The 13459-nt window shown below is 67.5% G+C and carries 12 protein-coding genes and 1 pseudogene; 6 read left to right on the top strand and 7 right to left on the bottom strand.

Annotation, left to right across the window (positions count from 1 at the left end; all coding sequences use genetic code 11):
* Positions 1–20: 20 nt before the first annotated feature.
* From ASF79_RS15255 to ASF79_RS15245, 3 genes are all read right to left on the bottom strand, one after another.
* A complete protein-coding gene (locus ASF79_RS15255) occupies positions 21–512 on the bottom strand; it encodes a hypothetical protein (protein ID WP_055856507.1) in 492 nt (163 codons plus the stop codon).
* A 199-nt stretch (positions 513–711) separates the two neighbouring features.
* Entirely contained in the window at positions 712–1338 is a 627-nt protein-coding gene (locus tag ASF79_RS15250; protein ID WP_055782736.1) for a response regulator transcription factor, read from the bottom strand.
* Positions 1335–2516 carry a sensor histidine kinase gene (locus ASF79_RS15245; RefSeq protein ID WP_055782738.1) on the bottom strand — a complete coding sequence of 394 codons (1182 nt, stop codon included), beginning with the start codon at positions 2514–2516 and terminating at the stop codon, positions 1335–1337. Before ASF79_RS15245 ends, ASF79_RS15250 begins: the two co-directional genes overlap by 4 nt.
* A gap of 163 nt (positions 2517–2679) precedes the next feature.
* Between ASF79_RS15245 and ASF79_RS15240 the strand changes: the two genes are divergently transcribed.
* The gene (locus ASF79_RS15240; RefSeq protein WP_055856501.1) at positions 2680–3744 is read left to right on the top strand and encodes an ABC transporter permease; all 1065 of its coding nucleotides are present in this window, start codon (positions 2680–2682) and stop codon (positions 3742–3744) included.
* Positions 3741–4520 carry an ABC transporter ATP-binding protein gene (locus tag ASF79_RS15235; RefSeq protein WP_082495966.1) on the top strand — a complete coding sequence of 260 codons (780 nt, stop codon included), beginning with the start codon at positions 3741–3743 and terminating at the stop codon, positions 4518–4520. Before ASF79_RS15240 ends, ASF79_RS15235 begins: the two co-directional genes overlap by 4 nt.
* On the opposite strand, the gene ASF79_RS15230 is transcribed toward ASF79_RS15235, so the two are convergent.
* Entirely contained in the window at positions 4454–5395 is a 942-nt protein-coding gene (locus ASF79_RS15230) for an alpha/beta fold hydrolase (protein WP_055856498.1), read from the bottom strand. The two genes, ASF79_RS15235 and ASF79_RS15230, sit on opposite strands and share 67 nt — an antisense overlap.
* A 121-nt stretch (positions 5396–5516) precedes the next feature.
* On the bottom strand, positions 5517–7010 hold the full coding sequence (locus ASF79_RS15225; RefSeq protein ID WP_082495965.1) for an MFS transporter: 1494 nt from the start codon (positions 7008–7010) through the stop codon (positions 5517–5519).
* Positions 7011–7126: 116 nt separating this feature from the next.
* Here ASF79_RS15225 and ASF79_RS15220 point away from each other — a divergent pair, with 116 nt between their 5' ends.
* From ASF79_RS15220 to ASF79_RS15205, 4 genes and pseudogenes are all read left to right on the top strand, one after another.
* Entirely contained in the window at positions 7127–7786 is a 660-nt protein-coding gene (locus ASF79_RS15220) for a TetR/AcrR family transcriptional regulator (RefSeq protein ID WP_055856494.1), read from the top strand.
* 160 nt (positions 7787–7946) lie between these two features.
* Positions 7947–8901 (top strand): annotated as a pseudogene (locus tag ASF79_RS15215) (manganese catalase family protein).
* Between the two features lie 116 nt (positions 8902–9017).
* Positions 9018–9428: an NAD(+)--rifampin ADP-ribosyltransferase gene (gene arr / locus ASF79_RS15210; RefSeq protein WP_055857248.1), complete on the top strand. Its 411-nt coding sequence runs from the start codon at positions 9018–9020 to the stop codon at positions 9426–9428.
* 53 nt (positions 9429–9481) lie between these two features.
* The gene (locus tag ASF79_RS15205) at positions 9482–9715 is read left to right on the top strand and encodes a hypothetical protein (protein WP_055782751.1); all 234 of its coding nucleotides are present in this window, start codon (positions 9482–9484) and stop codon (positions 9713–9715) included.
* Positions 9716–9759: 44 nt separating this feature from the next.
* On the opposite strand, the gene ASF79_RS17435 is transcribed toward ASF79_RS15205, so the two are convergent.
* The gene (locus ASF79_RS17435) at positions 9760–9924 is read right to left on the bottom strand and encodes a hypothetical protein (RefSeq protein WP_156352013.1); all 165 of its coding nucleotides are present in this window, start codon (positions 9922–9924) and stop codon (positions 9760–9762) included.
* A gap of 90 nt (positions 9925–10014) precedes the next feature.
* Complete coding sequence (locus tag ASF79_RS15200; RefSeq protein ID WP_055856491.1) at positions 10015–13452, bottom strand: family 43 glycosylhydrolase; 3438 nt, start codon at positions 13450–13452, stop codon at positions 10015–10017.
* Positions 13453–13459: the final 7 nt, after the last annotated feature.

Raw genomic sequence — 13459 nt, 5'->3', positions numbered from 1 at the left:
CGTCGTCATATGTATGTAAATCAGTCGACCGTCGAGCATCGGGAGGTCGCCTCGATCGTCAGCTTCGGGGGCTGCCCCGCGGCCGAAGGCCTGAGAGTGAACAGCATGAGCGATCGGCTGGCCAGGGTAAGAATCGGTGCCGGCCCCTGCTCGGACTTCATGGTCGCGCTCCACCCCTCCTTGGCCGCGTATGTGGCCGACAGCTCGCGCACCCACCCGGTCAGATCGAAGCCCTCTGCCGTCACGATCGATCGCTCGACGGCGACGAGCGTTCCCTCCCCGCCGCCTGGGCACGGCTCGGTGCGGATCGTGTCTGCGGCCGACACGATCGAGTCCGGCGGAAGCTGCGCCTGCAGATCGTCCATGCCGTCGGTCACCTGGGTCGTGACATCGTCGACGGTCAGCGAATTCACCGACGACGAGAGGGCGAGGCCCGTCGCGACGATTCCCACGAGCAGAACGACGCAGGCGACGGCCAGCACCACCGTCGGATGCTTTCGCAGCACTCGCATCGCGTTCTCTCCCTCGATCGCCCTGCCTCAAGTCTGCCCGGTCACTTTCTCGGGGCAAACGAGCGATGAGACGCCTCGTCCCATGCGGCTCTCGTTCGTTCGGGTGGAGATTCGAGGGGTCCGTGCTCGTATGAGCGTCGGATGCCCTGAATCTCCGCCCGAACGCCCGCCCGACCGAGGGAACGCCCGACCACCCGACCTACCGCAGGATGCCGCGGGTGCGGGCCGCAGACACCGCCGCGGTGCGCGAGCTCACGCCGAGCTTCGTAAAGATATGCGCCAGATGCGACTTCACCGTCGTCTCGCTCACGAACAGATCGCCGGCGACCTCGGTGTTGGAACGGCCGGCCGCCACCAGCTCGAGCACCTCAATCTCGCGAGAGCTCAGACTCGCCTGCGGCGCCCGCATGCGGCTCAGCAGTCGCGACGCGATCACGGGCGCGAGGGCGCTCTCTCCCGCCGCCGCCGCCCGCACTGCCGCGATGAGCTCGTGCGGCGGAGCGTCTTTCAGCAGGTACCCGCTCGCCCCGGCCTCGACCGCGCCCAGGATGTCGGCATCCGAGTCGTAGTTCGTGAGCACCAGAACGTAGGGCGCGGCGTCGAGGGCCCGGATGCGCCTGGTTGCGTCAGCGCCCGTCGCCTGCGATCGGGCGCCGAACTGCAGATCCATGAGCACGACGTCGGGATTCTCGTGCACCGTCGCCGCCACCGCCTCGTCTGGCGTGGAGGCCTCGGCGACGACCTCGATGTCGGCCTCAAGGCCGAACAGCGCGGCCAGCCCGGCGCGAACGATGGGGTGGTCGTCTGCGACGACGAGCCTGATCACGCGATGCTCTCGAGGGCGAGTTCCACGCGCAGGGTCGTTCCTCGACCGGGCGACGACTCCACCGACAACACGCCTCCGAGCTGGTCGACGCGCTCCCTCGCCGCCGTCAGGCCGAACGAATCCGACCGGCCGCCCCGAGCATCCGCCGCCTGAAGATCGAACCCGGCGCCGTCGTCGACGATGGTGAAGCGAAGGCCGACGCCATCCGACTCGAGAGTGATCACCGCGGCCGCGGCGTGCGCGTGCTGAATGACATTGGCCACCGCGCCCTGGGCGATGCGCAGCAGCGCGGTCTGCAGCTGCATGGGAAGTTCGATCGAATCGGAGACCCGCACCGTGACGGCGAGACCCTGCGCCTGCCACTGCCCCACGGCCAGCCGACGAAGCGCACCGCCGAGCCCGTTGTCGTCGAGATCGGGCGGCGTGAGCTCACGAATGAAGCGCCGGGCCTCGGCCAGATTGTCGGCCGCCGTCTCGCGCGCGAGCCGGATGTGCTCCACACCCGGCCGTTCGGGGTCGGCGCGCTCGGCCGCGTGCAACAGCATCTGGATGCTCGACAGGCCCTGGGCGAGCGTGTCATGGATCTCGCGGGCCAGTCGGGCGCGCTCCGCGAGCACACCCGATTCGTGCTCGGTCGCGGCGAGCTGACCCTGGGTCGCCACCAGCTCCTGCATCAGCGCCTCGCGCTGTTGCGCCTCACGGGCGAGCGCCTGGTAGCCGAGGCCGATGAGTAGAGCGACTCCGGCGCCCACGAGCGGTCCGACGACGCCGCCGACCGTCCAGCCGCCATGGATGCCCAGGGCGCAGATCGCGACGACGGTCGCGGCCACGATCGCCACCGACCCCCACCACCGGCCGAGCAGGTGCAGATAGAGAAAGAACAGCGGAAAGACCAAGTACGCGGCCTCGGGCGTGAGCCACAGCAGGGCGATCCACTCGAGGGTGATCGCGGCCAGCCACAGAGAACCCGCGATGCGACGGCGGCCACGAGCCCGCGCCACTACTCCCCCGAGCGCATAGGTGACGAGGAGCAGAATCGCGAGGCCGATCACGACTCCGGCGCGTTCGCTCGGCACGACCACGGCGCGAACGATCACCAGCACCGCGAGCGCCGCGAAGAGAACGTGCAGCCCGGTGCGCAGCCCCACGAAGACGGGGGTGAGCGCGGAATGAGCCATGAATCGAACTCTACGCGCCGCCCCAGCCGCGTCATCCTTCGAAAGTACGACTGCGAGGCCGATAGATCGGCCAGACCACACCGTGCGGGCGACGGATGCCTCGGGCCGGTCTGGGCGGAAAAGTGAGGAGGGTCACCACCCCGGTGACACGAAAGGACGTCTCATGTTCGTCGCACTCCGCGACCTGCGCTTCGCCCGAGGACGATTCGTTCTGATCGGCTCGGTCGTCGCCCTCATCACGATTCTCGTCGGCTTTCTCAGCGGCCTCACCGGCGGCCTGGCCACCCAGAACATCTCGGCCATCCTGCAGCTACCTGGCGACCGCATCGTCTTCTCGAGCCCGGGCGGCGAGGCCGCGAGCTACTCCGACTCCACCGTCACCGAGAAACAGCAGGCCACGTGGGCAGCCACGGCGGGGGTCACCTCCGCCCAGCCGATCGGCATCACGCAGACCCGCGCCGAGGCGGGCGGCACTCGAACAGCCGTCGCCGTCTTCGGAGTGCAGCCCGGCTTCACCTCCACCGCCCCCACGCAGCGCGGGCACGTGAGTCTCGCCGCACCGGCGGCGCAGGCTCTCGGGGTGAAGGTGGGGGATTCCGTGACGATCGGAGCCACGCGCTACGTCGTCGACAGGGTCGCCGGAGATGCCTGGTACAGCCACACTCCGGTCGTCGAGATGACGCTCGCCGACTGGCAGGCCTCCGCGGCGGCCACCGGCAGCGCCGACAGCTATGCGACCGTGCTGGCCGTATCCGGCACCCCCGACTGGAGCGCCGCCGACACGTCCACCGCGACCGTCTCGACGAGCATCCTCGGCTCGCTGACCGCGCTCAGCGCCTTTCGCTCGGAGATCGGCTCCCTGCTGCTGATGGTCGCCATGCTCTTCGGCATCTCCGGTCTGGTCATCGGCGCGTTCTTCACGGTCTGGACGATGCAGCGCAAGGGCGACATCGCCGTGCTCAAGGCCCTCGGCGCCAGCACTCGGTCTCTTCGAACGGATGCGTTGGGCCAGGCGCTCCTCGTTCTGGTCGCCGGCATCGGGGTCGGCCTCGCCGTCGTCACCGCACTCGGGCTGCTCGCCGGCTCGGCACTGCCGTTTCTGCTCAGCCCCGTCACCACCCTCCTGCCCGGCGTCATCATGATCACTCTCGGGCTCGCCGGAGCAGCCTTCGCGCTGCGTTCCGTCACCTCCGCCGACCCCCTCACCGCCCTTGGGAGCACCCGATGATCCGCCTGAACGACATCACCCTGACCTTCGCCGACGGTGACGCCCGCATCACCGCAATCGATCGTGTGTCGCTCGCGACGCATCCGGCAACGGTCACCGGCATCACCGGGCCGAGCGGATCTGGCAAGTCGAGCCTGCTCGCCGTCGCCGCCACGCTCATTCGTCCCGACTCGGGCGAGGTGCTCATCGACGGGGTCGACGTCGGCACGCTGAACGCGACGGAGGCGACCGAGCTGCGCCGCGAGAAGATCGGCATCGTCTTCCAGCAGTCCAACCTCATTCCCTCGCTCACGGCCCAGGAGCAGCTGATGGTCATGAACGAACTGGGCGCGCGAGGTGGTCGAGCCGGGCGGCGAGGCCGAGCCGTCGCATCCGATCGCGCAGCGATGCTTCTCGAGGCCGTCGGCCTGACCGACCAGCGACACAAGAGACCGCACCAACTCTCGGGCGGGCAGCGGCAGCGGGTCAACATCGCTCGAGCGCTCATGAACGAGCCCAGCGTTCTTCTGGTCGACGAGCCGACGAGCGCTCTCGATCAAGAGAGGGGTGCGAGGATCATCGAGCTGATCCTCCGCCTCACCGCGGAGCTCGACACGTGCACGCTGCTCGTCACCCACGACCTCGTGCACCTGCCCCGCATGCACGCGGTCCTGCACTTGGTCGACGGAGCGCTCGTCGAGGTGCCGAGTTCACGGCTGGGCGCGGCCGATCAGCGCGCTGGCAGGGCTTCGAGGAACGCGGTGGTGTCGTCGGCGATCGCGGGCGACTGGCTGTGATGCAGGTAATGCTGCCCGTCGAGAGCGACGACCTGGCCGTGGTCGACGGCGGCGGCCTGCTCGTCGTGCAGTTCGCGCCAGCCGTCGAGCTCGGCATCGTTCTTCACGACGAAGAGCAGCACCGGAAGGGTGGGCGGAAAGGCGAGCTCGCGAGCCGCGCCGAAGTTCGAACTCGCATGGGCCATCTCGTCGAGCATCGTCGGCGAGGTCGAGTTGCGCGTCGTGAGCAGGCGCATCTGCTCGGCGGTGCGGTCGTCGAAGGGCGCGTGATCGGCATCGCCCGAGATCCACGACAGTGCCCGGATGACGCCGAGGTCTCGTAGCGCGACGAGTCCGTCGGTGGCAATGGGTTCGTCCCAGCCGGGCTGATTCGGAACGCTGCTGTCGATGCCGACGAACGCGATGAGCTCGTCGGCGTAGTCGGCGGCATAGCTGAGGGCGTAGATGCCGGCGATCGAGTGCCCCATCAACACGTAGCGATCGATCCCGAGGTACTGCAGCGCCTCGTGGACCTCGTGCGCGATGTTCTGGGATGTGCGCGGGCTGTCGGTCTGGTCGCTGAGTCCGGTGCCGAACGGCTCGACCGCGATGACCCGGTACGACCCCTCCAACTGATCGATCAGGGGCCCGAAGTCGAGGCCGGGCGCCGCCGTTCCCAGGCCGGGCAACAACACGATCGCCTCGCCGCTGCCACCGCTGTCGAGCACGTTCAGCTGCTTCCCCTCGACCGGAACGAGAGTGCCGTACGGGGCGATGGCAGCGAGGTCGGACTTCGTTGCGACGACGTTCACGATCGAGGTCGTGGCGAGGGTCACGATCGGAATGGCCAGGAGGGCACCGATCGTCAGCAGCGTGATCTTCAGGGGTTTTCGCACGACATTCTCGTTTCAGCTCTGCCCGCGAGACGATCGCGCGGGCACAACTCAAGTCAATCGAGCGTCGGCGTTACCCGGAAGTGCCGTGATGTCACGACGTGACATGACATGTGTCACGACGTCAGACGGAACGCAGCTCGTCGACGTCGTCGACGCCGGCGGCCTCGGCCTCGCGACGGCGGGCCCTCAGCGACGGGGCGGCGAGGGCTGCGAGGATCGCGATCACGCCGACTCCGGCCGAGACCCAGAATCCGATGGTGAACGAGTCGTCGGTGGGCGCGCCCTGAGCGGTGACGTTCGACGACAGCAGGGCCGCGATCACCGCGGTTCCCACGCTGCTGCCGATCGTGCGGATGACCGTGTTCGCGCTGATGGCCTCACTCGTCTGCGACGCGGGAACGCTTTCGACGATGGCGTTCGACGTGGCGGCGAGGGCCATTCCGATGCCGATACCCGTGAGAACACCGGAGACGAGGATCTGCCAGTCCTCCGCGTGACCGAGAGCGGGAATGACGAACGCGATCGCGACCGACACTCCACCGACGATCATGGGGATCTTCGGCCCGATCTTGCGGATCAGAATTCCGGCGAGCACGCCCGACAGCACCATCGCCACCACGGTCGGCAGCAGGTACAGCCCAGCCTCGCTCACCGATTTGCCGAAGCCGTAGCCGAGAACGCTCGGCAACTGCAGCAGGGTGGGCACCAGGATGAACGTGCCGAACATCGCGAAGCCGAACGCGAGGGCCACGATGTGGGCGGTCCAGACTCCGCGGTGCTGGAACAGGCGCATGTCGATGAGCGGTTCCTTGACGCGCAGTTCGACGAACACGAAGACGACGATGGCGACGGCCCCGAGAACGAGCAGGCCGATGGTCTTGCCGTCATCCCAGCCCCACTTCTGGCCCTCGCCGATGGCGAGCAGCAACGCGACCAGACCGACAGACAGGATGCCGGTGCCCACCAGATCGAGACGGCCCGGCGTGCGCTTGGTCGACTCGGGGATGCCGAAGATGGCGCCGAGGAGGGCGATCGCCACGAGGATGGCCGGCAGCCAGAACAGCCAGTGCCAGGAGAGCGCCTCGACGATGGGGCCGGCCGCCACGATGCCGACGCCGGCGCCGATGCCGAAGATGGCCGAGAGAAGACCGATGGTCACACTCACGCGCTCCCTCGGCAGCTCGTCGCGCACGATGCCGATGGAGAGCGGCATGACCGCGCCGGCCGCGCCCTGCAGTACGCGGGCCACGATCAGCACGCCGAGGTTCGGTGCGAGGGCCGCGAGCACAGTGCCGACGAGCAGCAGCGCGAGAACGACGATGATCACCTTGCGCTTTCCGACCATGTCGCCGAGGCGACCGAGGATCGGGGTGAGCACCGATGCCGAGAGCAGATAGGCCGTGAGAACCCAGCTCGCGTCGGTCGTCGCGACACCGAGGTCTGACCCGATCGTGCCGAGGGCGGGCGCGACGAGCGACTGCAGCACGGCGAACGAGAGCCCGCCGAGCGAGAGGAAGAGAACGATGGCGACGGAGCGGGAGCCCCGGCCCTTTGCGGCTGTGCCCGACTGGGCGCTGACGGAACCCGTGGTCGGGCCCTGGGCGATGACAGACATGGATCTCCTCGATGTAAACACTTGACGACTTGTCGAGTATTCACCCGTCGATGACGTTTGTCAACAATCGTTTACTTCGCTTATCGCCCGGCTACAGTGGGTGCGGGAGTTGATACATGAACAGCAAGACGACGATGTCGACGGCAGACCCCTCCGAGATCCCGACCGAGGCCGATGACGAGCTGATCCGCTCGGGTCGCGACGCCGCCCTGACGCGACGCGCCCTGGTGCGTGCTGCTCGCAGGCGCTTCGCCACCGATGGGTATCGCGCCACAACTGTTCGGCAGATCGCGGCCGACGCCAAAGTGAACGTGGCGCTGATCAATCGGTACTTCGTCTCGAAGGAGGGCCTCTTCGAGGCGTGCATGCTGCGCACGTCAGACGAGCTCGAGAACCAGGGCTCGAGACCCTCCAAGAGCATCGACGAGGTGATCGACCGGCTCATCGAACACGTCGTCAACGCGCCCGATCGTGACGACCCGCTGCAGCTCCTCCTGCTCCTGCGCTCGTCGGGAGACGAGAATGCCGACCTCATCCGACGCAGGACCCTCGAGCACTTCACCCGCAGGCTCGCTGCGGCGGCGGGCTGGAAAGAGAACGACGCGGCCACCGACGCGATCCTCCTGCGCGCTCAACTCGCGATCGCGACATCTCTCGGAGTCGTGATGCTGCGCACCTCGGCAGCCGTGCAGCCCGTCGCATCTGCGAGCGCCGACGATCTCACCGAACCGCTCAAGCAGATGTTCCAGGTGCTCTTCACACGGCAGCACGACTGACCCTCCCTGCCCACCCTGATCCGATTCACCCGCTCTCAGAACCGGGCGCGGGGCATGCTGCGCGCACCCGCCGGATAAAGCAAGGGTCGAATCTCGATTCGATCTGAGACCTCAGGCTGGATGCATCGGGGGCACACTGCCGCCCGTCGAAGGAGACAGCATGTATTTCCACGTACAGGAATGGATCAACGACATCGCTGAGGACGAGCCGGACCCAGCGGCGGCGAACGCCCTGCAAGAGGGACTCGGCGGGCAGTTCGGCGAGATGCGCACGATGATGCAGTACCTCTTTCAGGCCATGAACTTCAGAGGCCCCGCCGCGAAGCCGTACCGCGACCTCATTCAGGGCGTCGGCACTGAGGAGATCAGCCACGTCGAGCTGATCGGCACTACGATCTCTCGGCTGCTCGATGGCGCGCCGGGCTACAAGGGCAAGCTCACCGACCCGCTCGACACCCCGGGCGCGGGCGGCGCGACTCCCCTGAACATCGCACTCGACCACGGCAACATCCACCACTATCTGGTGGGCGCACAGGGAGCACTGCCCGTCGACTCCGCCGGCAACCCGTGGCTCGGGAGCTACGTCTACAACTCGGGAAACCTCGTTCTCGACCTGCTGTACAACCTCATGCTCGAGTCCACCGGACGCCTGCAGAAGACGCGCATCTATGAGATGACCGCCAACAAGACGGCTCGGTCGACGATCGCGTACCTCATCGTGCGTGACCAGGCCCACGAGAACGCCTATGCGAAGGCTCTCGAGACACTCGGTGTCGACTGGAAGAAGACCCTTCCGATTCCCAAGACGAACGCCGAGCAGTTTCCCGAGGTCAAGAAGCTCGTCGACCTCGGTCTGCAAAGCAAGCAGTTCACCTTCGACCTGAAGGGCGAGTCCGAGGCCGGACGCATCTTCCAAGGGGGCGTCGCCCTCGAACGACGGCACAGACCTCGACGGCAGCGAACAGGCACCCATCGGAACGCCGTCATTCATCGCGCCCGAGCGCCTCGAGGAGTTCTCGCCGGGACTCGACCCCGAGCTGCTCAAGCTCATCCAGGCCACGGCCGAGCAGGAGCTCGCCGAGGTCAACGCGTTCTACGGCCCCACGGCCCAGTAGGTGTTGCCGTTCAACAGGATGGATTGATGACACGCCGGTGTTGGCCATAAGACACACCGACGATGTCTCGATTCATCCTGTTGAACGGTTCGAGCACGTCTTCGTACACTGACTCCGTGAGCACTGCACTCGACGACGGGCCCTTCTTTCACGGCACAAAGGCCGATCTCCGTGTCGGCGATCTTCTCGTGGCGGGACGCCGCTCCAACTACCGCCCCGAGGTCGTGATGAACCACATCTACTTCACTGCGTTGAAGAACGGCGCGGGCCTCGCGGCCGAGCTCGCGGTCGGCGACGGCGAGCCGCGCGTCTACGAGGTCGAACCCACGGGCGAGTTCGAGAACGACCCTAACGTCACCGACAAGAAGTTCCCGGGCAACCCGACCCGCTCCTATCGGAGCACCGCCTCAATGCGAGTGGTCGGAGAGGTCACCGACTGGGAGCGCCTGACACCCGGGGCCCTGCAGCAGTGGCACGAGCGCCTGGCAGCACTGCGCGCAGAAGAGCGCGGCGAGATCATCAACTGACCGAATTATCCGCAGCGGGTGGTCGACGCACCCTCGAGTAAGGACGAAAAACTATGAACGACCGCAGTAAAGGAACCGAGTCCGTCCTCCTCGTGGTCGCGATCATCAGTTTCCTGGTCGTGATCGCCACGCTGGTGTTCATCGCGCAGGGCAGCGGAAACTGGTTCACGGTGGCTGGTTCCGGGCTCACCACGATCGCAGCAGTGACCGCCATCGTGAGATCACGTCGGGCCCGAAGGCGTGTCGCCGATGCGGCCGACGCTGCGGCAGAAGAGCCGGCCCCGTAGTCCACAGAGGCCACGCTTGCCGTGGCCAGCCTGTGTGAGGTGCGTCAGAGCCCGACGGGCGAGCGCCCGGCCGCCGCGCAATCACGGCACCACCAGCCGGTGAAGCGTTCGAGCATCACCAGCTCGCGCGGCGCACCGCAGGTGGGACAGGGCGGGCTGGCCTCGACACCGTCGGCGTGCTCGGCTGCGCGGGGAGCGGTGTCATCCATGAGTGGAGTCTATGCAGCAATCCCGCGGTGACAGCTACAGATGCAGACAGGGGGTACCGGTGTACCGGTACCCCCTGTCTGCTGTGGTGACTAGTGCGTTCGGCGGCGACGCAACCAGAACGCCAGTCCCCCGGCGACGAGCAGCGCGAGCGCTCCGAGGCCGGCGTACAGCGCGCCCGATCCGGTGAGCGCGAGCGGTCCGCCCGACGTGCCGCCGGCATCCACCGACGAACCGGATGCCGGACCGGTCGGCTCGCCCCCGCCCGGCTGACCCGGCTGCCCGGGCTCCGTCGGCTGGCCCGGATCGACCGGCGGCGTCACCTCGTCATCGGCCACGACCACATCGAGCGTGACGGTCGGTGATGCGAGCTCCTCCTCCGGCTCCATGTCGAAGACGGGCAGCCCTTCGGCCGACCAGTGCACCCGTCGCACGAACATGTCGCGCCCGCTCAGGTTGTTGTTGTCGGTGCGGGCGTGGAAGACGTATATCATGTTGCCGTCCTCGTCCTCCGACCACATGCCGTGGCCCGTTCCCAACTGCCAGGCGCCGTCGAAGAGGCCCGACTTCTGGATCGGATAGTTCAGCTTCGACCAGGCGGCTTCGGTGAGCAGATCGGTCTCTCCAGACGCGTCCGCGGTGGCGAGCCCCGTCGTGTAGGTGTCGCCGACCGTCGAGCCCGAGTAGATCAACTGCAGCCTGCCGTCGCGGGTGATCACGTTCGGCCCCTCTGCGATCGTGTTGTCCCACGCGTACTCGGGCGCGAGGATGCGCACGGGTTCCGACGTCAGTCGCGTCGGATCCGTCGGGTCGACCGTGGCGATGAACAGCGAGCCGAGCTGCTGCCAGACGTAGTAGGCCTGGCCCTTCTCGTCTTGGAAGTACGTCATGTCGAGCGAGATGCCGGCAATCTGGTTGAGGTCCGATCCGTCGGCCCGCAGGACTTTGGATGGCTTCGTCCAGTTCGCGGGAACGGCCGGGTCGAGATCCGCACCCGAGGCGTCCTGCTCCAGCTGCATGATCGACGCGCGGCCCGACCACATGTCGGGGTTGTTGCCGTAGCAGGGCATGAACAGGATCGAGAGCCTGCCGTCGATCTCGTGATACTCGGGTGCCCAGAAGCATCCGGTCATCACATTGCCGAGCGCATCCGTGTCGCCGCGCTTCAGCAGGTCGATCTCCTCGGCGCCCGCCGCATCCGACAACCCCGAGATGGAGTCCGCGACGCGGATCGGCATCATGGCCGCGCCCTGCTGCTCGACGTTCGAGCCATAGAGGTCGTTCGTCGCGATCATCAGGTACTTCGTCGTTCCGTTGAAGTCGTACTTGTACACCGAGGGATCGGCGCGCTCGTCGGCGAACGGACGCGGGTACTCGGTCTGCTTCACGGTGCCCGTCACGGTGTAGGTGCCCGGCTTCGAGGTGTCGACGCCGCTGGTGTCCCAGGTCGCGACGGGCAACGAGCCCGTCGATCCGTCGGAGTAGGCGAGCTCGACCTCGGTCGGCAGCTCGAGCGCCGATGCATCGTCGCCCACCGAGGCCGCGATGTCGTCGAAGGGCGCGTAGCCGGTGTTCGTGATGCGTCCGAACCGCTCCTCGAGGGCCGTGATCGTGGCCCCGTCGACCGGCACGGTGCGCCCGGCCACGTAGTCGTCGATTCCGGATGCGGCCGCGACCGCGCCCCGGTCGGCGATCGTGCCGGCCACGATCTCGCCGCGCGTGCTCGCATCGGCGAGGTCGCCGATGGTGGTGTACTTCGGCGTTCCTGAGTCGTCCGTCCAGGCGATGACGTACACGTCTGTCGCCGAGTCGTACACGGCGTGCGGGCCGTTCACGCCGTTGGTCTCGCCGAGATCGAGCATGCCGACCTCCGTGTACGAGAGCAGATCGGTCGAGGTCGCGATGAGAACGCTCGTCTTCTGCGTGCCGTCGGATGCGCCCTCGCGGGCGGTGCGCGTGGAGACGACCCCGTAGCCGCCGTCCTCGAGCGCGAACACCTGCGGGTTGACCAGGCTGCGGATGATGTCGTCAGACGTTCCGCCGGCCGCCGGCGTCACCGACGTCTTGGGAAAGAAGATGCCGTAGTTCTCGTTCAGCGGCGTCCACGCGGAGCCGTCGTCAGACGGCAGGGCGAGGTGCATGCTCAGGGCGACGTCGGCGTTGTTGGCCGTGTTCGCGCTGGTCGGAGTGCGGTGGTAACTCAGCAGCTCCTGCGAGGAACCGGCGGGCAGCACCCGCACGGTGAAGGTCTTCGTCACCGTGACCGCGGGGGTGTCGGTGCGGGAGATGACCGCGTCGACCGTGCCGGTGACATCACCGGCGGCGGCCGCGCCCGCGGCATCCGGTGCCGTGATCGTGCCGTCGGCCGCAACCGCGACCCCCTGCGCGTTCTGCAGCACGACGCTCGTACCGTCGGCCGGGGCGGGCAGGATCGTTCCCGAGATGACGACCGGGGGCAGCACATAGCCGGCCGCTGCCGCATCGACGCGCTCCTGATCGCTGGTCGGCAGCACGGTGAGGGTGATGCTGTCGGATGCGCTGACGCCCCGAACCGTGCTCGTCGCCGTGGCGGTCACCGTCGCCGGGCCGTCCTCCTCCGAGGGCTGACTGACGCGACCATCGGGAGCCACGACGGTCTCGTCCGAGGTGGTCCACGTGACCGCGCCTCCGGCGGTCGGCAGGGCGACGTAACCCGAGTCGACCGTCTGATCGGCGAGGCCCAGACCGTCGAGAATCGACTGCGCCCGCGCGGCCATCTCCGCTTCGTGGATGGTCGCGTCCTGATCCGAGATCGCCGCGACCTCGCTGTCGGCGATCGCGCGGTCGTAGACGCGGAACGCCGAGACCTCGCCGGCGAAGAAACCGTCGGGCCAGGGCGAGCGACCGATCGCGTTGAGCGACTGGTCGGTGATCGAGGCGGGCGTGAGGGCGGTGTTCGCCTGTCCCGTCTTCACTCCGTCGACGTAGAACGAGATCGTTCCCGCGGTTCCGTCGATCACCGAGGTGAGGTTGTACCAGCGGTCGGCCTCGAGCGCGTTCGTCGCCCGGGCGTTGACCTCGCCGCCGTTCGACGCCGTGGTGATGGCGGTGCGCGGCACGTCTCTCACCGAGGTGAAGAAGTACGAGGTGGGTGAGTCGTTGCCGACGTTCCAGAGGAAGTTGAAGGCGGATTTCATCGAGGCGTCGATCTTGACCTCGGTGCTGATCGTCGCCGCCGTCTTGCCCGCGAGGATGTCGTTCGGAAGCCGAACCCAGTTCGCCGAGCTGTTCTTGGCGCCGCCCGTGAACTGCAGCGAGTCGCCGGTCCACCGGTCATCACTACCGTTCACGACCGTGGCGGCCGCGAGCGTGCCGGCGCCCGTGGCGGAGTTCGGCACGGATGCCCCGGCGGTCTGCGAGAAGACATATTCGCCTATGAGGCCATCGGTCGGGGCTGCCGCAGAGGCGATGCCGGCAGCGGAGAGGCCCGTGCCGATGACGGCGAGCGACACCACGGCCGCCGCGCCCCTCTTGATAATTCTGGAGATCACGTGTTCA

This window comes from Agreia sp. Leaf335 (genome assembly GCF_001423605.1).
Classification (GTDB): domain Bacteria; phylum Actinomycetota; class Actinomycetes; order Actinomycetales; family Microbacteriaceae; genus Agreia.
The sequence above is the reverse complement of the archived record's forward strand: the minus strand, read 5'-3'. Positions and strand labels throughout refer to the sequence as shown.